General features: G+C 71.1%; 24 protein-coding genes. 6 read left to right on the top strand and 18 right to left on the bottom strand.

Annotation, left to right across the window (positions count from 1 at the left end):
- Positions 1–17: 17 nt before the first annotated feature.
- Both ACTMTF_RS23845 and ACTMTF_RS23840 read left to right on the top strand, forming a co-directional pair.
- Positions 18–1,439, top strand: coding sequence for an RNB domain-containing ribonuclease (locus ACTMTF_RS23845; protein WP_441112664.1), 1,422 nt, complete (start codon positions 18–20; stop codon positions 1,437–1,439).
- Between the two features lie 220 nt (positions 1,440–1,659).
- Positions 1,660–2,571, top strand: coding sequence for an FAD-dependent monooxygenase (locus ACTMTF_RS23840; protein WP_441112663.1), 912 nt, complete (start codon positions 1,660–1,662; stop codon positions 2,569–2,571).
- Positions 2,572–2,673: 102 nt separating this feature from the next.
- Here ACTMTF_RS23840 and ACTMTF_RS23835 read toward each other — a convergent pair whose 3' ends face one another.
- Complete coding sequence (locus ACTMTF_RS23835) at positions 2,674–3,219, bottom strand: hypothetical protein (protein ID WP_441112662.1); 546 nt, start codon at positions 3,217–3,219, stop codon at positions 2,674–2,676.
- A 49-nt stretch (positions 3,220–3,268) separates the two neighbouring features.
- Here ACTMTF_RS23835 and ACTMTF_RS23830 point away from each other — a divergent pair, with 49 nt between their 5' ends.
- The gene (locus ACTMTF_RS23830) at positions 3,269–3,733 is read left to right on the top strand and encodes a MarR family winged helix-turn-helix transcriptional regulator (protein ID WP_441112661.1); all 465 of its coding nucleotides are present in this window, start codon (positions 3,269–3,271) and stop codon (positions 3,731–3,733) included.
- Here the strand turns inward: ACTMTF_RS23830 and ACTMTF_RS23825 are convergent.
- The 7 genes from ACTMTF_RS23825 to ACTMTF_RS23795 form a co-directional block, all read right to left on the bottom strand.
- Positions 3,715–6,438 (bottom strand): DEAD/DEAH box helicase, encoded by a 2,724-nt coding sequence (locus ACTMTF_RS23825; RefSeq protein WP_441112660.1) that lies wholly within the window; start codon positions 6,436–6,438, stop codon positions 3,715–3,717. The two genes, ACTMTF_RS23830 and ACTMTF_RS23825, sit on opposite strands and share 19 nt — an antisense overlap.
- Positions 6,439–6,529: 91 nt before the next feature.
- On the bottom strand, positions 6,530–7,417 hold the full coding sequence (locus ACTMTF_RS23820) for a diacylglycerol/lipid kinase family protein (protein ID WP_397013103.1): 888 nt from the start codon (positions 7,415–7,417) through the stop codon (positions 6,530–6,532).
- A 16-nt stretch (positions 7,418–7,433) separates the two neighbouring features.
- Positions 7,434–8,291, bottom strand: coding sequence for a twin-arginine translocase subunit TatC (tatC, locus tag ACTMTF_RS23815; RefSeq protein WP_397013105.1), 858 nt, complete (start codon positions 8,289–8,291; stop codon positions 7,434–7,436).
- Positions 8,292–8,322: 31 nt separating this feature from the next.
- The gene (tatA, locus tag ACTMTF_RS23810; RefSeq protein WP_441112659.1) at positions 8,323–8,670 is read right to left on the bottom strand and encodes a Sec-independent protein translocase subunit TatA; all 348 of its coding nucleotides are present in this window, start codon (positions 8,668–8,670) and stop codon (positions 8,323–8,325) included.
- A 63-nt stretch (positions 8,671–8,733) separates the two neighbouring features.
- Complete coding sequence (locus ACTMTF_RS23805) at positions 8,734–8,901, bottom strand: hypothetical protein (RefSeq protein ID WP_397013109.1); 168 nt, start codon at positions 8,899–8,901, stop codon at positions 8,734–8,736.
- Positions 8,898–9,863, bottom strand: coding sequence for a helix-turn-helix transcriptional regulator (locus ACTMTF_RS23800; protein WP_441112658.1), 966 nt, complete (start codon positions 9,861–9,863; stop codon positions 8,898–8,900). Before ACTMTF_RS23800 ends, ACTMTF_RS23805 begins: the two co-directional genes overlap by 4 nt.
- Positions 9,860–10,822, bottom strand: a complete 963-nt coding sequence (locus ACTMTF_RS23795) for a helix-turn-helix transcriptional regulator (protein ID WP_397013113.1) — start codon at positions 10,820–10,822, stop codon at positions 9,860–9,862. Before ACTMTF_RS23795 ends, ACTMTF_RS23800 begins: the two co-directional genes overlap by 4 nt.
- Positions 10,823–10,859: 37 nt before the next feature.
- On the opposite strand from ACTMTF_RS23795, the gene ACTMTF_RS23790 reads away from it, so the two are divergent.
- Complete coding sequence (locus ACTMTF_RS23790) at positions 10,860–11,960, top strand: DUF3866 family protein (protein WP_441112657.1); 1,101 nt, start codon at positions 10,860–10,862, stop codon at positions 11,958–11,960.
- Here the strand turns inward: ACTMTF_RS23790 and ACTMTF_RS23785 are convergent.
- The 9 genes from ACTMTF_RS23785 to prcB all read right to left on the bottom strand — a co-directional run bounded on the left by ACTMTF_RS23785 (position 11,906) and on the right by prcB (position 19,227).
- Positions 11,906–12,397: a DUF3291 domain-containing protein gene (locus ACTMTF_RS23785; protein WP_441112656.1), complete on the bottom strand. Its 492-nt coding sequence runs from the start codon at positions 12,395–12,397 to the stop codon at positions 11,906–11,908. The two genes, ACTMTF_RS23790 and ACTMTF_RS23785, sit on opposite strands and share 55 nt — an antisense overlap.
- A gap of 21 nt (positions 12,398–12,418) precedes the next feature.
- On the bottom strand, positions 12,419–13,090 hold the full coding sequence (locus ACTMTF_RS23780) for a helix-turn-helix transcriptional regulator (RefSeq protein WP_441112655.1): 672 nt from the start codon (positions 13,088–13,090) through the stop codon (positions 12,419–12,421).
- Positions 13,091–13,122: 32 nt separating this feature from the next.
- A complete protein-coding gene (locus ACTMTF_RS23775) occupies positions 13,123–13,473 on the bottom strand; it encodes a hypothetical protein (RefSeq protein WP_441112654.1) in 351 nt (116 codons plus the stop codon).
- A gap of 42 nt (positions 13,474–13,515) precedes the next feature.
- Entirely contained in the window at positions 13,516–14,376 is an 861-nt protein-coding gene (locus ACTMTF_RS23770) for an FKBP-type peptidyl-prolyl cis-trans isomerase (RefSeq protein ID WP_441112653.1), read from the bottom strand.
- Positions 14,377–14,483: 107 nt separating this feature from the next.
- Positions 14,484–15,425, bottom strand: a complete 942-nt coding sequence (locus ACTMTF_RS23765) for an FKBP-type peptidyl-prolyl cis-trans isomerase (protein WP_441112652.1) — start codon at positions 15,423–15,425, stop codon at positions 14,484–14,486.
- Between the two features lie 77 nt (positions 15,426–15,502).
- Positions 15,503–16,861 (bottom strand): Pup--protein ligase, encoded by a 1,359-nt coding sequence (gene pafA, locus ACTMTF_RS23760; protein WP_397013127.1) that lies wholly within the window; start codon positions 16,859–16,861, stop codon positions 15,503–15,505.
- A 95-nt stretch (positions 16,862–16,956) separates the two neighbouring features.
- Positions 16,957–17,478 (bottom strand): hypothetical protein, encoded by a 522-nt coding sequence (locus tag ACTMTF_RS23755; RefSeq protein ID WP_441112651.1) that lies wholly within the window; start codon positions 17,476–17,478, stop codon positions 16,957–16,959.
- A gap of 102 nt (positions 17,479–17,580) precedes the next feature.
- A complete protein-coding gene (gene prcA / locus ACTMTF_RS23750) occupies positions 17,581–18,357 on the bottom strand; it encodes a proteasome subunit alpha (protein WP_441112777.1) in 777 nt (258 codons plus the stop codon).
- 21 nt (positions 18,358–18,378) lie between these two features.
- Positions 18,379–19,227 carry a proteasome subunit beta gene (gene prcB, locus ACTMTF_RS23745; protein ID WP_397013133.1) on the bottom strand — a complete coding sequence of 283 codons (849 nt, stop codon included), beginning with the start codon at positions 19,225–19,227 and terminating at the stop codon, positions 18,379–18,381.
- 169 nt (positions 19,228–19,396) lie between these two features.
- Here prcB and ACTMTF_RS23740 point away from each other — a divergent pair, with 169 nt between their 5' ends.
- Together ACTMTF_RS23740 and ACTMTF_RS23735 are read left to right on the top strand one after the other, a co-directional pair.
- Positions 19,397–20,764 (top strand): extracellular solute-binding protein, encoded by a 1,368-nt coding sequence (locus ACTMTF_RS23740; protein ID WP_441112650.1) that lies wholly within the window; start codon positions 19,397–19,399, stop codon positions 20,762–20,764.
- A gap of 19 nt (positions 20,765–20,783) precedes the next feature.
- Complete coding sequence (locus tag ACTMTF_RS23735) at positions 20,784–21,836, top strand: DNA polymerase IV (RefSeq protein WP_441112649.1); 1,053 nt, start codon at positions 20,784–20,786, stop codon at positions 21,834–21,836.
- Here ACTMTF_RS23735 and ACTMTF_RS23730 read toward each other — a convergent pair.
- Entirely contained in the window at positions 21,812–22,492 is a 681-nt protein-coding gene (locus ACTMTF_RS23730) for an endonuclease VII domain-containing protein (protein WP_441112648.1), read from the bottom strand. The genes ACTMTF_RS23735 and ACTMTF_RS23730 overlap by 25 nt on opposite strands.
- Between the last annotated feature and the right edge of the window lie 58 nt (positions 22,493–22,550).

Raw genomic sequence — 22,550 nt, 5'->3', positions numbered from 1 at the left:
GGTTGTAGGTTGAGCGCGTGTCGAGTACGAGCATCCACGTTCCAGGCGAGGTTCCCGCCCGCCTCGAAGACGGTTTCGACCGCGTCCGCCGCGAGCTCAAGCTGCCCGCGGACTTCCCCCAGGCCGTGCTCACCGAGGCGGAGTGGGTCGCCGAGGTGCCCCGGCTCAGCGGCCTGGACCTGACGGACCTGCCGTTCATCACCGTCGACCCGCCCGGCTCGATGGATCTCGACCAGGCCCTGCACCTGGAGCGGCTGCCCGGCGGCTACCGCGTCTGGTACGCCATCGCCGACGTGGGCGCGTTCGTGCGGCCGGGCGGCGTGATCGACGCCGAGGCCCGCGCCCGGGGCGCGACGGTCTACCTGCCGACCGGCAACGTGCCGCTGCACCCCCGGGTGCTGTCGGAGGGCGCGGCCAGCCTGCTGCCGGGCGCGACCCGGCCGGCCGCGGTGTGGCGGGTCGACCTCGACCCCGACGGCCGCACGGTGGGCGCGGACGTGCAGCGGGCGCTGGTGCGCAGCCGCGAGCGGCTGGACTACGCCTACGTGCAGGCGGCCGTCGACACCGGCACCGCCGACGGCACGCTCGGCCTGCTCGCCGAGATCGGCCGGCTCCGGCTGGAGCTGGAACGCGAGCGGGGCGGGGTCACGCTGCCGACGCCGGATCAGGAGATGGTGCCCGCCGAGGGCGGCTACCGCCTCGAATACCGGCTGCCGCTGGCGGCCGAGGCGTGGAACGCCCAGCTCTCCCTGCTCACCGGCATGGCCGCGGCCGCCATGATGCTGGACGCGGAGATCGGTGTGCTGCGGGTGCTGCCCGCGCCGCGCCCGGCCGACCTGGCCAAGGTCCGGCGGGTGGCCCAGGCGCTGGAGGTGCCCTGGCCCGAGGGGGCCGCCTACGGGTCCGTGGTGCACGACCTCGACGCGAAGATCCCGCAGCAGGCGGCGTTCCTGCATGAGGCGCGGGTGCTGCTGCGCGGGGCCGGTTACGTGGCCTTCGACGGCGCCCCGCCGAAGCTGGCCGACCACGCCGCGGTCGCCGCGCCGTACGCGCACGTGACGGCGCCGCTGCGGCGGCTGGCGGACCGCTACGCGACGGAGGTGTGCCTGGCGGTCGCCGCCGGGGAGCCGGTCCCGGCGGACGTGCGGGCGGGGCTGGCGGCGCTGCCGGAGGCGATGTCGGCGAGCGGGCGGCGGGCGGGGGCGGCCGAGCGCGCCTGCGTGGACCTGGTGGAGGCGTTCCTGCTGCGCGACCGGGTCGGGCAGGCGTTCAGCGCGATGGTGATCGACACCGACGAGCGCGGCGGTGGGCTGGTGCAGCTCGCCGATCCCGCGGTGATCGCGCGCTGCGACGGTGAGCTGCCGCTGGGCGAGCGCGTGACCGTGCGGCTCGTCCAGGCCGACCCGGCGGCCCGTGCGGTCCGCTTCACACTCTCTTGATCGAACTCTTGTGCTCCTCACACCGATTACGGCAATGGCATGGCCGTCTAAACGGGAGGTGTTCTCATCTCGGTGTCGGCATCAACATCCTGCCGCACGCCGTACGCGAGCTGACCGAGCTCGGCCTGGGTGAGCGGCTGGCCGCCATCGGCCTGGCCACGGCGGATCTCACCTTCGTCAACCGCTACGGCCAGGCCATCTGGTCGGAGGTGCGGGGGGGGTGGCCGCCGGCCACCACTGGCCGCAGTACTCCGTCCATCGCGGGCGGCTGCAGTTCATGCTGCTGGAGGCGGTCAAGGAGCGGCTCGGGCCGGACTCCGTCGTCACCGGCTCGCCGGTCACCGGGCTCGACCACGACGCCGACCTGCTGGTGGGCGCCGACGGCATCCGCTCGGCCGTGCGGGCGGCGATGTTCCCCGAGGAGGGCGAGCCGCTGTGGAGCGGCCAGGTGTTATGGCGCGGCACCACCATCAGCAAGCCGTTCATGACCGGCAGGTCCATGCTGATGGCCGGTGACGACGTGCAGAAGGTCGTCGTCTACCCCATCGCGCCGCCGGACGAGGACGGCAACGTGCTCATCAACTGGGCCATCCAGCGCCAGGCCGAGGAGACCGTGCCGCGGGGCGACTGGAACCGGGAGGTGTCCATCGACACGTTCTTCCACCACGTGGCCGACTGGCGCTTCGACTGGCTCGACATCCCCGCCCTGGTGTCGAACGCGCAGGCCGTCTACGAGTATCCGATGGTCGACCGCGACCCGCTGCCGCACTGGTCGACGGACCGGGTCACGCTGCTCGGCGACGCCGCGCACCCCATGTACCCCACCGGCTCCAACGGCGGCACGCAGTCCGTCGTCGACGCCCGCGTGCTGGCCAACGCCCTGGCCGGCGGGCGAGGGCTGGAGTTCTACGAGGAGCAGCGCCGGCCCATGTGCACCGCCATCGTGCACGCCAACCGCAAGGACGGCCCGGAGGTCGTCATGCGGCTCGCGCACGAGCGCGCCCCCGAGGGGTTCGACGACATCGACGAGGTCATGCCGCTGGCCGAGCGTGAGGAGATCGCGCTGCGTTACAAGCAGATGGCCGGGTTCGATCCGGCCACACTGAATGAGCGCGCGTCCTGGTCGGTCTGAACGGCCCGTACCCGCGGGAACGAGCCGCGCGCCGGGCGGCGCGCGGCTTCGCCCTCCGGGAAGCGGAGCGAGCGCTGCCTCCGGGAGGATCGCCTTCTACGCTCACGCCTCGACCGGCCGGTCGGCCCGCGGGCGGCCGTCCAGCATGAGGCGGCGCCCCACGCCCGTCATCCAGATGAAGGTGAAGGCGATGACGGTGGGATTCTTCACCGAGACGAGCACCGCCGTGACGAGTTCGCGCCGCTCCTCGGCGACCCACTGTGCGATGGCCAGGCCGGGCAGCACGTCCAGCAGGACGAAGGCCAGGCCGAGCACGGCGAACTGCACGGCGAAGCCGAGCCGGCCGCGGTCGATCCCGGCGCCCAGCCGCTGCCAGAGGGCCTGAAGGGTGAGCCCCCGCAGCTCCGGCTCGGACCGTACGGCCAGCCGGAGGATCACGTACAGCAGCACGAGGCGGGTGGCCCCGGTGAGCACCTCGGCCGCGACGTTGACGTCGCCGGGGAGCTCCGCGCCCCAGCGGACGGCGACGAACCGCTGCACCGTGGGGATCAGCGACAGCCCGAGAACCAGGAGGAAGTGCCGCGCGTACAGCCGCCCTCCCCAGACGGCGGCGTCACGGGACAGGGCGAGTCCGGCTCGAAGAGTCATACCCGCTAAGATAATTCATTGGATTGAATTATTCACTACGTTGAATCAAATGAGGAGCGGCATGGACGGCGCGGAGATGGGATGGGAGCTCAGCACGGCGGTCGTGCTCTTCCACGAGGCGGTCGCGCGCAGGCTCGGGCTGAGCGCCGTCGACCACAAGGCGCTCGGCGTGATCAGCCGCACCGGGCCGCTGCCCGCCGGGGCGCTCGCCGCGCGGCTCGGCATGAACGCCAGTGCCGTCACCGCCCTGGTCGACCGGCTGGAGCGGGCCGGCCACGTCCGCAGGGTCCCCGACCCCGGCGATCGCCGCCGCGTGCTCGTCGAGGCCGCCCCCGGGCGCCGGCCCGACCTCGCGGGCGTCTTCGCCGAGCTGGGCACGGAGATGAACGCCTTCATGACCCGCTACGACGAGCACGAGCTGGCCGCGATCGCCGACTACCTCACCCGGACGATCGCGGTGCTCAGGGCCCAGACCGAGCGGCTGGCCGAGGAGCCTCAGGTCAGCGACGAGTAGGCGACCACGCCCCGGCGCATCCCGTCCATGGCCTTGGCCGCCGTCTGCCTGATCTTGCTGCCCTCCGGGGCGGCGCCGCCGAGCTGACCGAGCAGGTCCATGAGCTGCTTGATCCACCGGACGAAGTCACCGGCCGCGAGCTCGTTGCCGTTGACGCCGTCCATCAGCACGGCGTCCAAATTGTGGCCCTTGGTCCACCGGAACGCCGCCCACGCGAAGCCCAGGTCCGGCTCGCGGATGGTGGACAGGCCGTGGTCGGACTCGATGCCCTCCAGCTCCGCCCACAGCCGCGTCATCGCCGTCAGCGCGTCCTGGGCGCGACCGGCCGGGATCTTGGGCCGCCTGGCGTCCTCCGACTGGCGCGACTCGAACACCAGCGCCGACACGCACGCCGCCAGCTCCGCCGGCTCCAGCTCCTCCCACAGCCCGCTACGCAGGCACTCGGCGGTGAGCAGGTCGAGCTCGGTGTAGATGCGGCCCAGCCGGCGGCCCTCGTCGGTGACGGCCTCCTCCCGCAGATAGCCGAGCTGCTCCAGCACCGAGCAGATCCGGTCGAAGGTGCGCGAGATGACGTGCGAGCGGCCCTCCACCCGGCGGCGCAGCCCCTCGGTCTCGCGCAGCAGCTTGTGATAGCGCTCGGCCCAGCGGGCGTGGTCCTCCCGCTCGTCGCAGCCGTGGCAGGGATGCTGCCGGATGCGCCGCCGCAGCTCGTTGATCTCGTCGTCCTCCATCGCGTGGTCGCGCGCCCTGGCCGGCTTGCCCAGGTCACGGTCGCCGATCTTGGCGAGCAGCGTGGAGACGAGGTTGGCGCGCTCCTTGGGGGCGCGGGCGTTGAAGTTCTTCGGGATGCGCAGCTTCTCGATCGGCTCGACCGGGACCGGGAAGTCCGCCGGGTCGAGCTTCTTGACCTGCTTGCCGATCGTCAGCACCAGCGGGTTGGGGCCGTTGCCGCGCGGGTTGCGGCCCGGGTCGAGCACGATCGCCAGCCCGGCGCGCCGCCCGCCCGGCACCCGGATCACGTCGCCCGGCTGCAGCGCCTCCAGCGACCGCACGGCCGCCGCCCGGCGCGCGGTCCCGCGCTGCTTGGACAGCTCCGCCTCGCGGTCCGACAGCCGCCTGCGCAGCCCGGCGTACTCGGTGAAGTCGCCCAGGTGGCAGGTCATCGCCTCCTGGTAGCCCTCCAGCGCCTCCTCGTGCTTGCGCAGCTGCTTGGCCAGCCCGACGACCGCCCGGTCGGCCTGGAACTGCGCGAACGACTCCTCCAGCAGCGCTCTGGCCCGCTCGCGGCCGAACTGGCCGACCAGGTTGACGGCCATGTTGTAGGAGGGCTGGAAGCTGGAGCGCAGCGGGTAGGTGCGGGTGCTCGCCAGGCCGGCCACCGACAGCGGGTCCATGCCCGGCTGCCACAGCACCACGGCGTGGCCCTCGACGTCGATGCCGCGCCGCCCCGCCCGGCCGGTGAGCTGGGTGTACTCGCCCGGGGTGAGGTCGGCGTGGGTCTCGCCGTTCCACTTGTCGAGCTTCTCGATCACCACGCTGCGGGCTGGCATGTTGATGCCCAGCGCCAGCGTCTCGGTGGCGAACACCGCCTTGACCAGGCCGCGGGTGAACAGCTCCTCGACGACCTCCTTGAAGGCCGGCAGCATGCCCGCGTGGTGGGCCGCCAGCCCGCGCTCCAGGCAGTCGCGCCACTCCAGATAGCCCAGCACCGCCAGGTCCTCGTCCGGCAGGTGCGCGGTCCGCTCGTCGACGAGTTGCCTGATCTCGTGCCGCTCCCGCTCGGTGGTGAGCCGGATCCCGGCGTACAGGCACTGCTTGACGGCCGCCTGGCAGCCCGCCCTGGAGAAGATGAACGTGATCGCCGGCAGCAGCCCCTCGGCGTCGAGCTTCTCGATCACCTGGGCCCGGTCCGGCGGCCCCGACCTGCCCGGCCTGCTGAAGCCGCGCCGCCCCCGGCCGCCGTTGAGCCGCTCGGCGTCGCGCGTCACCCGCATCAGCGTCGGGTTGATGCGCGGGGTCTCGTCGTCGGTCATGAACAGGTCGTAGATCCGGTTGGCGATCATCATGTGCTGCCACAGCGGCACCGGCCGGACCTCGTCGACGATCACGGTCGTGTCGCCGCGCACCTCGCCGAGCCACTCGCCGAACTCCTCGGCGTTGCTCACCGTCGCCGACAGCGCCGCCAGCCTGACCGACTCGGGCAGGTGGATGATGACCTCTTCCCACACCGCGCCGCGGAAGCGGTCGGCCAGGTAGTGGACCTCGTCCATGACGGCGAACCCCAGCCCCGTCAGCGTGGCGGAGCCGGCGTAGAGCATGTTGCGCAGCACCTCGGTCGTCATGACGACGATCGGGGCCTCACCGTTGACGCTGTTGTCGCCGGTCAGCAACCCCACCTTGGCGGTGCCGTACCGCTTCACCAGGTCGTTGTACTTCTGGTTGGACAGCGCCTTGATGGGGGTGGTGTAGAAGCACTTGCGGCCCTGCTCCAGGGCGAGGTGGACGGCGAACTCCCCGACGACCGTCTTGCCCGACCCGGTGGGCGCGGCCACCAGCACCCCGTCGCCGGCCTCCAGCGCCCGGCAGGCGTCGATCTGGAAGTCGTCGAGCTCGAAGTCGTACAGGCCCCGGAACGACCTGAGAGCGGCCCCGTCGTCGGCGTATCTCTGACGGAAGGCCGCGTAGCGTTCCGCTGGCGTTGTCATAACCGCCAGCCTACCGAAATCGGTATTCCGGTCGGCCCCCACGGGCCTGTTGAGATCATCCTCCCGCCCCGACGCCTTTACAAAGTACGGCTCAGGTCAGGACGCGTAAGGCGCCGGGCCGGATCTCGCACGTGACCGGAACCGGCCCGATGCGTTCCCCGTCGGCGTAGGCCACCACGCCGGGCGCCTCCAGCGTGACGCTCCTGGCCTGCCACACCGACACGGCCGGGTGGGCGATGTGCGAGCCGCGGTAGACGCTCGGGAACACGCGCAGGAACTGCCGCTTGGACACCGCCTCCACCATCACCACGTCCAGCAGCCCGTCGTCGGGCAGCGCGCCGGGGCAGACGCGCATGCCGGCGCCGTAGGAGCAGGTGTTGGCCACCGCGACCATCATGGCCTCCCGCTCGATCGGCTCGCCGCCGTCCAGCGTGACCCGGAACGGGACGGGCTCGAACGCGCGCAACTCCCGCACGGTGGCGACCAGGTAGCGGGCCATCCCGGGTGGCCAGGTGAGCGCGTTGGCCCGCTCGTTCACCCGCGAGTCGAACCCGCCGCACAGCACCCCGGCGAACAGCTCCCACCCGGCGCCGGAGCTGACGGACGCCGCGTCGACCACCCGCGGCCGCATCCGCAGCACGGTCCTGGCCGCGGCGATCGGATCCCGGCCCGGCAGGCCGAGCGCGGTGGCGATGTCGTTGCCCGTCCCGGCGGGGATGATGCCGAGCGGCACGTCGGTGCCCGCCACCGCCTGCACGGCCAGGTGGACCAGGCCGTCGCCGCCGAAGGCCACGAGCGCGTCGGGCCGCTCGGCCACCGCGGCGCAGGCCCGCTCCAGGGCGTCGGCGGCGTCCACGCCGACGATCACCGAAAGCTCGGCGCCGCCCGCGCGCAGGCGGCGGGCCACGGGATCGAGCAGGCGGAGCGTCCTGCCGCCGCGGGCGGCGGGGTTCACGAGCAGGGCTAGGTGAGGGGCCACGCCCGGAACTTATCGCCTATCGAGTGGAACTGGAATCCTCTTCTAGTGGCGAGGCCTCGTCATCGTCCAGACCGGCGAACTCGTCGGCCGGCAGGCGCCTCTCGCGGACGTACATGAACAGCTCCGCCACGAAGTACAGAGCGATCATGGGCAGGGCGAGAGCGATCATCGCGAACGGATCGCCGCCGGGCGTGATGACCGCGCCGAAGGCGAACATCGCCACGATGATGGTGCGCCGGTGCTTGGTCACGGTGGCCCGCGACAGCGCGCCGATGACGTTGAGGAACACCAGCAGCAGCGGCAGCTCGAACGAGATGCCGAAGATCACCAGCATGATGAGGACGTAGTTGACGTAGTCGTCGATCTGGATCGTGGCCACCGCGTCGCTGGGCGAGAAGCCCAGCATGATCGCCAGGCTGGTGTCCATGATCAGGTAGGCCAGCACGGCGCCCAGCAGGAACAGCGGGATCGCCACCGCCAGGAACGTCAGCGAGTAGCGCTTCTCGTTGCGGTAGAGGGCGGGGGTGACGAAGGCCCAGAGCTGGTAGAGCCAGACCGGCGAGGAGACGACGAGGCCCACCATCGCCGAGACCTTCAACGTCAGGAAGAAGGACTGGAAGATGCCGCTGTAGGTGAGCGTGCAGGTGCCCTCGCGCAACTGCTGGGCCTGCGGCGTCTCGCAGAAGGGCGCCTTGATGAACGCCCACACCGGGTCGAAGACGAACCAGCCGACGATGATGCCGACGACCACGGCGATCGTCGCGATCAGCAACCGGTTACGCAGCTCACGCAGGTGCTCCATGAGCGGCATGCGACCCTCGGGGTCGGCGTCGGCGGCCGGTGCTTGTGGTCGTGACCGTTTGAGCAGCGCCATCTAGCGGTCCAGGTGATGAGGAGGGATGAGGTCAGGCTTGCTTGTTGGCCTGCCCGGCCCCGGCGCGCAGCCTGGCCGCCTGCTCCTCGAGCTGGCGGGCCTGCTCCTCGGCCGAGATCACCGGCGCGGCGGCCGGGATCTGCTGGGGCGCGGCCGACTGCGGCTGCGGGGTGGTGGTCTGCGTGGCCTGCACGGTGGGCTGCGCCTGCGCGGCCGGCTGGGCGTCATCGTCGTCGTCGCGCAGCTTGGCGGTCTCCGACTTGAAGATGCGCAGCGACCTGCCGACACCTCGGGCCACGTCCGGCAGCTTCTTGGCGCCGAACAGCAGGACGAGCACGCCTGCGATGATCAGAAGTTCGGGAACTCCGAGTTGCGACATGGGACGTCCTTATGATGCGAAGGCTCTTATCAGCCACGATCGTACGCTGCCCTGGGGGTGGTCTCACCCCTGAGGGCCGCCCGATCTGACCTGCCTCGGCTCGAGCTGAGCCCGCGCCTCGGCTATTTCTCTGTCAAGAGTACGTGCCGCGACCGCCACACGGCCACCCGCGATCGCGAGCACGACGAGTCCCGCCACGCCGAGACCCGTCGCCAGGAAGATCACCGTCATGCCTGATGAGCGTACAGGGACAGGGCCCGCTCGGCCTCCTGCCGCACCCGGACGGCCATCGCGGCGGGCGCCACGACCCTGCCGGTGTCGCCCAGCCGCAGCGCCAGCTTGACGATCCAGTCCTCGTCGCGGGCGCGCAGCGTGATCCGCAGCCGGCCCTCGCCCAGCTCGGTCACCTGCTCGCAGGGGTAGTACTCCGCCACCCACCGCCCGGCGGCGGTGACCTCTAGGTCCACCAGCTCGTCGGTCGGCGACGGCCGGAAGACCCCCTGGGCGACGTCGATGGGCTCGGCCCCCGCGGGCGGGTCGGCCGGCACGTCCAGCACCTGCACGCCGAGCATCCGGTCCAGCCGGAACAGCCGCATCGCCTCGGCGCGGTAGCACCAGCACTCCAGGTAGGTGCGGCCGTCGGCGACCACGATCCGCATCGGGTCCACCTCGCGCGGCGTCACCTCGTCGCGGCCCGGCACGTAGTAGGACAGGGACAGCCTGCGCCGCAGGGTCAGGCCCTCCCGCACCCGCGGCAGCGCGTCCGGGGCGGCGTCCACGTCCACCGCGACCTGATTGCTCACCTGGGCGGCGCCCTCTCCGGCGGCCTGCTCCAGCTTGGCCACCACGCGGGGCAGCGCGTCGCCGCGCACCTCGGCGAGGTCCGGGCTGGCGGCCAGCATGCGCAGCGCCACCAGCAGGGCGCTGGCCTCGTCGATGCCCAGGCGCAGCGGCCTGGCGATGGTGTCGGCGTTGTCGATGAGGATCTCACCGCCGTCCCACGACACGTCGATGAGGTCGCCGGGGGTGTGCCCCGGCAGCCCGCACATCCACACGAGCTGCAGGTCGTCGATGAGCTGCTTCTCGCTCAGCCCGAACACCTCGGCCACCTCGCCCACCTGCGCGCCCGGGTGGGACATCAGGTAGGGGACGAGCGCGAGGAGTCTTGGCAGCCGGTCGGCGGATCCACTCACGCCAGCGCCCCCTTCAGTCGGCGGATGACGGCTTCGCGGGCGTCCGGCGGCTCGACCACCTCGACGTCCGCGCCCAGGCTGGCCATCCATCCGGCCAGCCGGTCCGGGTCGGTGAAGGACAGCTCGGCCTCGTCCCACCCGCCGGCGCCCGCGCGCACGGCGCCGGACAGCTGGCGCAGGCCTTCACAGGTGCCCTGCCGGACCCGGACGAGCGCGGTGCGCGCCCGCGCGGGCTCGTCCGGGAAGTTCACCATGGCGCGCAGGTCGACGCCCTGCGGCACCTCGACGGCGCCGCTCCGGCCCACGGTGGAGACCGGGCCGGTGATGCGGCTCAGCCGGAAGGCCCGCGGCGCGTCGCGGCCCCGGTCGAACCCGGCCAGATACCAGCGGCCGCGGCGGCTCACCACACCCCACGGCTCGACGGTGCGGGTGTGCACGTTCTCGCTGCCCGCGCCGCGATAGTCGAAGCGCACCACCCGGCGGTCGCGTACGGCCTCCCACAGCGCGGGGAAGGCCGGGTCGCGGGTGTCGACCCGCAGCTCCAGCGCCCCTCCCCCGACGCTCCCGCCGACCGTCTCGTCGGTGGCGACGCCGCCGGCGCGCAGCTTCAGCAGCGCGCCGGAGGCGGCCTCGGCCAGGCTGGCCCGCTGCCACACCTGCGCGGCCATGCCCAGCACCGCCGCCTCGTCGGGCTCCAGGACGATCTCCGGCAGCTCGTAGGACTGCCGCTCGATGCGGTAGCCGGGCTCGTCCTCCCACGGGTCGCGCACCACGTCGATCGGGATGCCGATCTCGCGCAACTCGTTCTTGTCCCGCTCGAACATCCGCTGGAACGCCTCGTCGCCGTCGCGGTCGTAGCCGGGGACGGCGTGCCGGATCTGCTCGGCCGACAACGGGCGGCGGGTGGCGAGCAGGCAGATCACCAGGTTCAGCAACCGCTCGGTCTTACGGCGCGACATCTGCTCACTCCTCCTTCGACGACGCTACCCTGCCCCCGTGATCAGATGGCGCAAGGGCGAGGTTGTGCGGATCCGGCGCGAGTGGCCGGGAGCGATGGAACTGGATGTCGCCGTCCCCGAAGGGGACAACCCGCCGGGCGCGGAGCCCGGCGCGTTGTACCGGGCACTGGCCTATCCAGCGTTGGTGGGCCGCCCGGAGCCCGGCGACGAGGTGCTGCTCAACACGACGGCACTCGCAATGGGTCTCGGTACGGGAGGTTACGCCATGGTGGTGGCCGTGCCGAACCGTTTGCCGCAAGATCCGCAGGGTCCCGGGCACCTGGTGAAGGCCCGCTACACGCCGCTGCAGGCCACCGTGCTGGGCGCGGACGAGCAGGACTCCCCGTTCCATGACCGGTTGCGCGAGGCGGACAGCGTGGACGGGATGCCGGTCGTGGTCGCCGACCTGCACTCGGCGCTGCCGCCGATCCTGTGCGGGCTGTACGACGCGGCCGCGCGGGACCTGCGGGTGGCGTACGTGATGCTGGACGGCGGGGCGTTGCCCGCGTGGTTCTCCATGGCGGCCGCCCGGCTGCGGGAGATCGGCTGGCTGTCCGGGGTGGTCACGGTCGGGCAGGCGTTCGGCGGCGACGTGGAGGCCGTCACCACCCACACCGGGCTGCTGGCGGCCAGGCACGTGCTGGAGGCCGACGTGGCGATCGTCGCCCAGGGCCCCGGCAACCTGGGCACGGGCACCCGCTGGGGGTTCTCCGGGGTGTCGGCGGGCGAGGCGGTCAACGCGGCGTCGGTGCTGGGAGGTCGGCCGGTGGCGGCGTTGCGGGTGAGCGAGGGCGACCTGCGCGAGCGTCACCTCGGCGTCTCCCACCACTCGCTGACCGCCTACGGGCGGGTGGCGCTGACGCGGGCGCAGGTGCCGGTGCCGATGCTGCCGGGCGCGTTCGGCGAGCGGGTCAGGGACCAGGCGGAGCTGCTGGCGGTCCGGCACGAACTGGTGCCGGTGCCGGTCGACGGCCTGCACGAGGCGCTGCGCGCCTCGCCGGTCAGGCTGTCGACGATGGGCCGGGGGCTGGAGGAGGACCTGGCCTACTTCGTGGCCTCGGCGGCGGCGGGCAGGTTCGCCGCTTCGCTGCTGGCGTAGGAGTCCTTGAAGGTGAACGCCTCGGGGCCCGGCCCCTCGGCCCTGAGGCGTTCGAGGCGGCGCATCCCCTCGTCGAGCGCCGGGATGTGGCCTTCGGGGATCCACCACATCACGGTGTACGGCTCCGCCACCCGGTGGAACCACTCCCGGCGGCGGCGCAGCACCTCCAGGTGGCCGCTGCGGTAGACGTAGTTCCACAGCGCGTCCCGGGACTCCCATACCGAGAAGTTGACCAGCAGGTGGTCGCCGTAGTCGTGCGTGACGGTGGCGGTCGGGTCCTCTTCGCTCTCCTTGAGCCGCCACACGAAGCCCGGGGACCGGTCGGCGAGGTCGTTGAGGGGCTCGAGCAGGGCGACGAACTCGGCGAGTTCGGCGGAGTCGACGGGCGCGCGCAGGTGGCCGATGTTGAGCTGGGCGAGATGCATGACGCTCAGCACACCACTCCCTCGCCTTCTATGTCAATCCTCATTTGTTTTAGAGAGGGTGACGCAGCACTCCCCCGGGCGCGGATCCAGCCGCGCCCGGCCGGGATCCTCGCCGAGCCCCTCCAGCAGCCCCTGGCACAGGGCCAGGTTCATCGAGCACACCAGCAGCGGCTGCTCGTCCGACAGCACGTGGAAGGGGCAGTTGCGCATGCGCAGGGCGCCGTTGTCGGAGTACGGCTCGTAGCCGCGCCCGCGCAGCACCGACTCCACCGATTCGCCCGGCTCCCCGGCCTCCCCAGGCCCGCCGCCGTGCCGCCCGGCCAGCCGCCGCCCCGCCCTGCGGGCCGCCCGCTCGGCCCGCTCCTCGGCGCCCAGCTCGTCGACCACCTCGGCCAGCACCGCGGCCAGCGAGACGTAGTCGCGCGGCGGCAGGCTCACCACCCGCTCGCCCGCGGCCCTGCGGTAGACCTTGGCGGGGCGGCCGCTGCCCGGCCCCTTGCGCTCCTGGGGGCGGAACCCGCTCTCCAGCAGCCCCGCCTCGACGAGCTTGTCCAGGTGGTGACCGGCGAGGGCCCTGGACACCCCGGCGGCCTGCGCCGCCTCCGTCCGGCCCACCTCGCCGCCACGGGCCGCCACGGCGTCGTACAGGCTCCGCCGGACGGGATCCTGCAGCAGCCCCAGCGCCTGGAGGTCGTCGTCGCTCACAGCCGCAGTCTAGGGGAGCCCGCGCGACGGGCTCAGAGCCGCTTCTGGATCCCCTTCAGGACGCAGGCGCGGCTCGGCCTGGCATCCGACGCGCCGTACTCACGCCAGCACGCGCCCTTTTTGATCACGTAGATGGTCACTCCCGACGGCGCACCGTACCTCTTGTGCACGGCCTTGGCGTTGCGGAGCAGACGCGCGGCCACCGAGCGGCCCGTGCGCCGGGAAGCGGCGGCGGCGTGCACCCACGTCCAGCCCGCGTCCCCGCCCACCACGCAGGAGCGCACCTTCGCGCAGAACGGCGGCGGCGCGGCGGCCGAGGCGGCGGGCGTCAGGCCGAGCACGAGCGCACAGGCGGCGAGCACCGCCGGCAGGACACGGATCATGCCGCCCATTCGACCCCGATCATCCAGAATCGCGCAAGAGGCTCAGTACGCCGCCAGGACGTCGACCACGAAGACCAGGGTGTCCTGCGGGCGGATGCCGGACGGCGGGTGGCCGGAAGCGCCGTAGCCGTCGGCGGGCGGGACGATCATCAGGACGCGGCTGCCCACCGGGACGCCGAGCAGCGCCCGGTCCCAGCCTCTGATCACGCTCCCGTCGCCGATCGTGAAACTCTTCGGCCGGCCGGTGCTCCAGGTGGAGTCGAAGACCCGCCCGCCGTCCCAGATCGCGCCCGCGTACTGGGCGACGAGGAGCTGCCCGGTCTGCGTGGCGGGGCCGGTGCCGCGGGACAGGACCGTGGCGGCGAACCGGGCGGGGGCGGCCGTCCTCGGCACCGTCAGCCGTGGCCGGGAGTCACCGGTGACGCGCACGCCCGCCAGCGACCCGCCGTCCGCCTCCACCGTGGCGTCCGCGCCGTGGACGCCGAGGATGTCGACCACGTAGACCAGCTCGTCGCGCAGGCCGTCACCCGGCGGGATGGCGGCGACGACGCGGCTGCCCACCCTGCGCCCCCGCAACGCCCGGTCCAGGCCGGGCAGCAGGCGGCCGACGGGGAACGCCGCCGGGGCGCCGCGGTTGAAGCTGGAGTCCACGAGCCGGTTCGCCCCGCCGTCCCACACGTGCGCGGTGTACTGGACGATCGCCACGTCGTCCTGCTCCAGCGTCGCACCCTGGCCCGCGGCGAGCTCGTGGATCCGCAGCCCGGCCGCCGGCCTGCCGGCGGGGAAGACGACCGTGGGCCGGGCGCCGAACGCGCCCGCCACCGTCGGCTCGGGAGGCGAGCCGGTGCACGCCGCCTGGGCCAGCAGCGGGATCAGCAGCAACGCGATGGTGCGGCGGCGCATCGGCGACCTCCCGTGCGGCGAGGCCCGGCGGCGTCATGCCACCGGGCCTCGCGATGCTACCGCTTGCCGTGACCGCCGGTCAGCAGACCGCCGTCAGTAAGCGACGGTCAGTAGGCCGACAGGATGTCCACCACGAACACCAGCGTGCTGTTGGCGGGAATGCCCTGCTGCTCCTGAGCGCCGTAGCCGAGGTCCGGCGGGATGCTCATCACGACCCGGCTGCCGACCGGCACCCCGGCCAGGCCCTTCTGCCAGCCCTGGATGACGTTGCCCAGCGGGAACGCCGCCGGCTCGCCCCGGGTCCAGCTGGAGTCGAACTCCTTGTCGGTGCCCCAGATCTTGCCGGTGTAGTGGACGGTGAGCGTCTGCGTCGCCTTGACCTTCTCGCCGGTGCCCTTGATGAGGGTCTTGACGACGAGCTCCTTCGACGGCTTGTCACCCGTCTTGGTCGTCAGGGTGGGGGCCTTGTCGCCGCCCGGGTTGTCGACCTTGACGCCCTTGAGCTTGTCGCCGGTCTCCTTGCCGGTGGCGGCCTTCAGCGCCTCCGGCGGCGCGCCGACCACGTCCAGCACGAACACCTTCGTCGGCTGCGCGGGCACGCCCGCCTGCTGCTGCGGAGCGGAGTCACTGGCCATCACGGCCAGCAGGCGGCCGCCGTGCTTCACCTTGGTGAAGCCGTCCCGCAGCACCTGCGGGAGCTGCTCGTTGACCGGGATGGTCTCCGGAGCCTTGGTGTCGTAGGAGGACCCCTGGAAGGCGTTCTGCTTACCGTCCCAGTTGTAGACGGTCAGGTTGACGATGACCTTGTCACCGGCCTTCACGGCCGGGCCCGTGCCCGCCGTCAGCACCTCGAAGGAGGACTTGGTGGCGGGCGAGCCGGAGGGGAAGGTCACCGTGGGCTTGGCACCCACCTCACCGGTGACCTTCACCCCCGCGCCCGCCGCCGTGGACGAGCCCCCGGCGGCCGGAGCCGCCGGGGTGTCGGAGCCGCACGCGGCGGCGAAGAAGATCAAAGGCACGGCGGCCAGGACGGCCAGAGCGCGGCGCATGGACTTCCCTCGGAAAAAGACGTCAGATTCGCGTCACACTATCTGACTCCCGGTAGGGCTGAGGTAAACCGCTTTCTTTACATGCCGGCGATGAGTTTGTCGACCCTTTCGTCCACAGATCGGAACGGGTCCTTGCACAGAACCGTTCGCTGCGCCTGGTCGTTGAGCTTGAGATGCACCCAGTCGACGGTGAAGTCGCGCCGCTTCTCCTGCGCCTTGCGGATGAACTCGCCCCGCAGCCGCGCCCTGGTCGTCTGCGGCGGCACCGACTTGGCCTCGAAGATCTTCAGGTCGGAGGCCACCCGCTCCACCGAGCCGCGCTTCTGCAGCAGGTAGAACAGGCCCCGCTTACGGTGCACGTCGTGATAGGCGAGGTCGAGCTGCGCCACTCGCGGCGACGACAGCGGCAGGTCGTACTTCTTGCGGTAACGCTCGATCAGCTGGTATTTCGTCACCCAGTCGATCTCACGGGCCACCAGGTCGAGATTGCCCGTCTCGACCGCCCGCAGCGTGCGCTCCCACAGCTCCAGCACCCGGCGGGCGATGGCGTCGCCGCCGCGCCGGTCGACGAAGTCCTGCGCCTTCGACAGGTATTCCTGCTGGATCTCCAGGCTGGAGGCCTCCCGGCCGTTGGCCAGGCGCACCCTGCGCCTGCCCGTCATGTCGTGGGAGACCTCCCGGATGGCCCTGATAGGGTTCTCCAGCGACAGGTCCCGCATCACCACGCCCGCCTCGATCATGCGCAGCACCAGGTCGGTGGCGCCGACCTTGAGCAGCATGGTGGTCTCGCTCATGTTGGAGTCGCCCACGATGACGTGCAGGCGGCGGAACCGCTCGGCGTCGGCGTGCGGCTCGTCCCGGGTGTTGATGATCGGCCGGGAGCGGGTGGTTGCGGACGAGACGCCCTCCCAGATGTGCTCGGCCCGCTGCGACACGCAGTAGACGGCCCCGCGCGGGGTCTGCAAGACCTTGCCGGCGCCGCAGATGATCTGCCTCGTCACCAGGAACGGGATCAGCACGTCGGCCAGGCGGCCGAACTCCCCGTGCCTGCCGACCAGATAATTCTCGTGGCAGCCATAGGAGTTTCCGGCCGAATCGGTGTTGTTCTTGAACAGATAGATGTCCCCGGCGATGCCCTCTTCGCGCAGCCGTTTCTCGGCGTCGACCAGAAGGCCCTCGAGGATGCGCTCACCGGCTTTGTCGTGCGTGACGAGCTCGATGACGTTGTCACATTCAGGTGTTGCGTATTCAGGGTGGCTGCCCACGTCGAGATACAGGCGTGCGCCATTGCGGAGGAAGACGTTGCTCGATCGGCCCCAGGACACGACCCGCCGGAACAGGTAGCGCGCGACCTCGTCCGGGGACAGCCTGCGCTGTCCCCTGAACGTGCAGGTCACGCCGTACTCGTTCTCCAGCCCGAAGATGCGACGATCCATCACCTCACACTATGCCCACGGATCGGCCAGCGGGAGAGATCTCTCCGGGTGTTTTCCGCGCACCCCCGCCCACCTGCGGTTACGCCCCCGGGCCGTCAGGGCGTGAAGATCTCCTGCAGCTTGACGATCTTGCCCTGGTGGACGGTGATGAGCGCCGGCCGCCGGCCGTCCTTGGACCGCTTGATCAGGTCCGCCCTGGAGCAGCGCTTGCTGCCGAGCCCGGTCCTGCGGTCGACCGTCAGGCTCGTCATCTTCGACCCGCAGCCCAGCGCCGACAGGAAGACCACATCCTTGGCGATGGGCGAGGCATAGGCCCGCACGTCGCCCTCCGCCGGGCCGACGAACTGGCCCTCGGTCACCTTGCCCTTCTTCCACTTGATGGGCTCGTACTCGGCGACGGAACCGCGGAGATAGGTGATCCAGCCGCGCAGGACGCCGTTGTGCCGGGGACGGATCCGCTTGGTGAAGTCGTGCTTCGGATCGGCCTGGAAGCTCGTCCCGAAGATCTTCGGAGCCTTGTACTTCGGGATGGCGGCGGCATCGGCAGCCGCACCGGACGTCAGGATCATCGCCGCGGCGGCGCCAGTCGCGAGGAGGCTACGCGTAAGAGTCTTCACGGATCATTCGATGGCCGCCCGTGTCGCCGGGTTCAGCTCGAACATAGTGATACAAATCACACTCGACGGGCCGCCGGCACCTCGATGCCGGCGGCCAGGGACCTACAGCGGCGAAGAACCGTCGTCCACGTCGCCCTCGGGACCGGTGGGCGGCGGCTTCTCGCCCTCCTCCGCGGCGGGCGCGGGCGCCGCGGCGTCGGACGCAGGCAGCAGACGCTCCAGGCGCGAACCCGCCAGACGCTGGAACTTACGGTGCTCGCGATTGCGATCCAGCACCGCCACCTCCAGCTGCGTCGCCGGCGGCCGCTCCCCACCGGGCTCGGTCAGGGCCGCCAGCGCCACCTCCAGCGCCGCCGACAGCGACATCGACTCCCGGTAGCGCTCCTTCAACCGCGACGACACCGCCTCCGCCTGCCCGCCCATCGCCGCGAACCCGTGCTCGTCGAACACCGAGCCGTCGAACGTCAACCGGTAGATGGCGTCACCGTCGGGCTCGTCACCCACCTCGGCCACCACCACCTCCACCTCCAGCGACTTGATCGAGTCGGTGAAGATCCGGCCCAGGTTGGAGGCGTACAGGTTGGCCAGGCCACGGCCCGTCACATCGGAGCGGTCATAGGTGTAACCGTTGATGTCGGCGTAGCGGATGCCGCCGAGCCGCAACTCCTCGAACTCGTTGTAGCGGCCCACGGCCGCGAACCCGATGCGGTCGTAGATCTCACTGATCTTGTGCAGCGCCTTGGAAGGGTTGGGCGCGACGAACAGGATGCCGTCGACATACTGCAGCACGACGACGGAGCGGCCCCGCGCGATCCCCTTGCGCGCGTAGTCCGCCTTGTCCCGCATGATCTGCTCAGGGGACGCATATCCGAAAGGCATCGACACGTGGGGTGGTCCTTTCTAACGCAGCGGGGCGATGGGGCCGTCAGGGGAGATCAAGCGATCCTCGAGCATCCGCTCGACATAACCGGTCACCTGCTCCTCGCTCAGGCGCCGGAAACCGTCGGCGTCGACCACCGACACGATCGGCCAGATCTTCCGCGTCACATCAGGACCACCGGTCGCCGAATCGTCGTCCGCCGCGTCGTACAGCGCCTGGATCAGCGTCATCGCCATGTCGTCGGCCGAGGCGCCGTCACGGTAGAGCTTCTTCAGCGAACCCCGCGCGAAGATCGAACCAGAGCCGATCGCGTCGAACCGCTCCCGCTCGTAAGGCCCGCCCGCCACGTCATAGCTGAAGATCCGCCCGGCGTCGGCATCGGGGTCGTAGGCGGCGAACAGCGGCACCACCACCAGCCCCTGCATCGCCATCGCCAGGTTGCCCCGGATCATCGTCGCCAGCCGGTTGGCCTTACCGGCCACCGACATGGTGCGGCCCTCGAGCTTCTCGTAGTGCTCCAGCTCCACGCGGTAGAGCCTGGCCATCTCGATGCCGGTGCTGGCCGTGCCCGCGATGCCCATGCAGGAATAGTCGTCGGTGCGGAACACCTTCTCGACGTCACGCTGGGAGATGATGTTGCCCGACGTCGCACGCCGGTCACCGGCCATCACCACACCCCCGGCGAAGGTCGCGGCGATGATCGTGGTCGCGTGCGGGACCTGGTCGCCGATCGGCGTGGCCAGCATCTCATTCCGAAGCGGCAACAGCTCTGGCGCATATGAGCCGACGAAATCGGTGAACGAGGAACTCCCTGTGTTCTGGAAAAGCTGGTTTCTCAAGCCGGCGGGCAGATCCCTGTGCGATGCCACGCGACTCCCTCCAATGTCAGTGTCCCTGAAGCGACCCTACTGTTCTTGCGTCGCTGTCTGCACTTCCCACGATCAGCTCACGGCGAACCGATCACCAGATCGTTTCTTTACGCCCACGACAGCCCGTGCGATCGTCGATATGTCCGGACATCCTCAACAGGAGGCCGCCATGCGACTCCCGAGCCGCTTCGCGACGATCGCGGCCATCGCCGTCCTGGCGCTCACCTCCTGCGGAACCGGCACCCCCGCCCAAGGCGGCGGCATCACCCTCACCATCGCCGCCAACTCCATCTCCGGCGGCAAGAACTCCGAATCCGCCGACTGGATCAAACAGTGGGTCATCCCCCAGTTCGAGAAGACCCACCGCAACGTCAAGGTGCTCTTCCAGCCCAGCGGCGTCGACGACGAGCAGTACAAGACCAAGATCGCACTCGACCTCAAGGCCGGGACCGCCGCCGACGTCATCGACCTCGACGGCATCTGGATCGGCGAATTCGCCCAGGCCGGCTACATCGAACCGCTCGCCGACGTCGGCGGCGCCACCGTCGACTCCTGGAGCGGCTGGTCACAGATCCCCCAGGCGGTCCAGGGGCTCGGCGTCTTCGACGGCAGGAAGTACGGCCTGCCCCAAGGCACCGACGGCCGCGTCCTGTTCTACAACAAGACCCTGTTCGCCAAGGCGGGCCTGCCGGAAACCTGGAACCCCGACAGCTGGCAGGACATCATCGACGCCGGCACCGCGCTCAAAGCCGCGGGCGTGCCCACCCCCATCCAGATCAACGCCGGCAGCGCCATGGGCGAGGCCACCACCATGCAGGGCGTCCTGCCGCTGCTCGCCGGCGCCGGAGCGGAGATCTACGCCCAGGACAAATGGACCGGCAGCGGGCAGGCCATGAAGGACGTGCTCCGCTTCTACCAGCAGATCTACGGCGGCAGCGGCCTCGGCGACCCCGAACTCCAGCAGGAGGCCAAGGGCCGCGACAAATCCTTCGCCCGGTTCGCCGACGGCAAGATCGCCATCCTGGCCGAAAGCGACTACTTCTGGCGCTCCGTCATCGAACCAGGCGCCGGCGTCGCCCCCATGAAGGACCGCGACCAGACCGTCGGCTACACCAGGATCCCCGCCAGGACGCCCGGCGCCGGCATCCGCGGCCAGGACCACGTCAGCATGTCGGGCGGCGCCGTACGCGTGCTCAACCCGTCCTCCGAGAACCCCAGACTCGCCTGGGAACTGCTGGCCTTCATGCACTCCGCCGAGGCCACCACCTCCGAACTCGACGGCCGGGCACGCGTCAGCTCCCGCACCGACGTCAACGACGACGTCCTCGCCGGCGACCCGATGCTGAGCTACATCGCCGACGAGGTGCTGCCCGTCACCGCCTACCGGCCCGGCCTCGCCATCTACCCGCGGGTCTCCGTCCTCCTGCAGGAAGCCACCGCCGCCATCGTCAGCGGCAAGAGCCCCGACGAGGCGGCCGCCGCCTACCAGCGGGAACTGGAGGACCTGGCCGGCGCGGCCCACGTCTCCACCCCCTGACCAGGTGATACTGGACAGCATGAGGGACTGGATCCTGCACCTCGACCTCGACCAGTTCATCGCCGCCGTCGAACTGCAACGCCACCCCGAACTCCGCGGCAGACCCGTCGTCGTCGGCGGCGACGGCGACCCCACCCGCCCACGCACCGTCGCCGCCACCGCCACCTACGAAGCGCGCGAACACGGCGTCCACTCCGGCACGCCCCTGCGCACCGCCCTGCGCCGCTGCCCCGACGCCGTCTTCCTGCCCAGCGACCCACCCGCCTACGACGCCGCCTCCGCCCGCGTCATGGCCACCCTGCGCGACTTCCCCGTCGACGTCGAAGTATGGGGCTGGGACGAAGCCTTCATCGGCGCCCGCACCGACCGGCCGGAGACCCTCGCCACCGCCATCCAGCGAGCCGTGCGCGACCGCACCGGCCTCGACTGCTCCATCGGCATCGGCGACAACAAACACCAGGCCAAACTCGCCTCGAACCTCGCCAAACCCGCCGGCGTCCACCGCCTCACCAGCGACAACTGGGCGCACGTCATGAACGACCGGCCCACCGACGCCCTCTGGGGCATCGGCGCCAGAACCTCGGCCAAACTCGCCGAACTCGGCCTGCGCACCGTCGCCCAGCTCGCCGCCGCCGACCCCCGCGACCTCGCCGCCCGCTTCGGCCCCACCAACGGCCCCTGGCTCCGCTACCTCGCCCTCGGCAAGGGCGAGACCGAGGTCGTCACCACCCCATGGATCCCCAGGGGCCACAGCCGCGAGACCACCTTCACCCACGACCTCACCGAGGCCGCCGACATCACCGCCGCAGTCGCCGGCCTCGCCGAACAGGTCGCCGCCGACACCGCCGACGCGGGCCGCCTCGCCACCCGCGTCACGGTCAAGGTCCGCTTCACGCCCTTCCTCACCCGGACCCGCCAGACCACGCTCCCGGCCGCCACCGCCGACCCGGCCACCCTCACCCACGCCGCGCTCACCGCACTCGGGCGCTTCGACCTCACCCGTCCAGTGCGCCTCCTCGGCGTCGCCGTCGCCTACGACATGCCCGATCAGACTCGTACGGCCCGCTCGTAGAACGCCGACCGCGCCTCCTCCTCAGCCGCGATCAACGCCCGCACCTCCTCATCGGACACCTCGGGCGCCTCGTCGACCTCCAGCGAACTCTCCACGTACGCCAGCGCCCGCCACAGCACCGCCGGATCATCCCGGAACTGCCCGATCCCGGTGTTGCACGGCAGGCAGAGCGCGTACCGCACATCCCCGGTCCGATGACAGTGATCGACATGCTCCGGCGGCCGGACCCAGCACACCACGCACAACCCCTGCTGCCCGGCCACCATCCGCTCGACATCCTCATGCCGCATCCGGTAGCGCCGGGCCAGGTGATAGGACCGGGTGCGCGCCACCGCCCTCTCCGACCCCCGCTCGGGCGGCACCACGAACTCCGGCCAGAGAACCTCCCCCTCCAGGTAGAGAGCGGCCCGCTCCAGCACCGCCATGCCGTCCTCGAAGTGACCGAGCCCGTTGTTGCAGTTGAAACAGAGAACGCCGCGCACCTGTCCGCTCGCATGACAGTGATCGACGAACGTCCCCGGCACGGCCTTGCAGATGGCGCAGAGGCCGCCCTGCCGGGCGAGCATCCGCTCGAAGTCGTCTTCAGTGATGCCGTAGCGACGTTTCAGGTGATAGTTACGCGTGCTGCCGTACTTCTTCACCCGAACTTCCCGCATCACCGTGTTATGACAGGGCTTGCAGTAGGCGGCCAGCCCAGAGCGCTCGGCTCGATTC

The sequence above is a fragment of the Nonomuraea sp. ZG12 genome, from assembly GCF_052068115.1.
Lineage (GTDB): Bacteria > Actinomycetota > Actinomycetes > Streptosporangiales > Streptosporangiaceae > Nonomuraea.
Note: the sequence above shows the minus strand (reverse complement) of the source record. Positions and strands in the feature narration are given on the sequence as shown.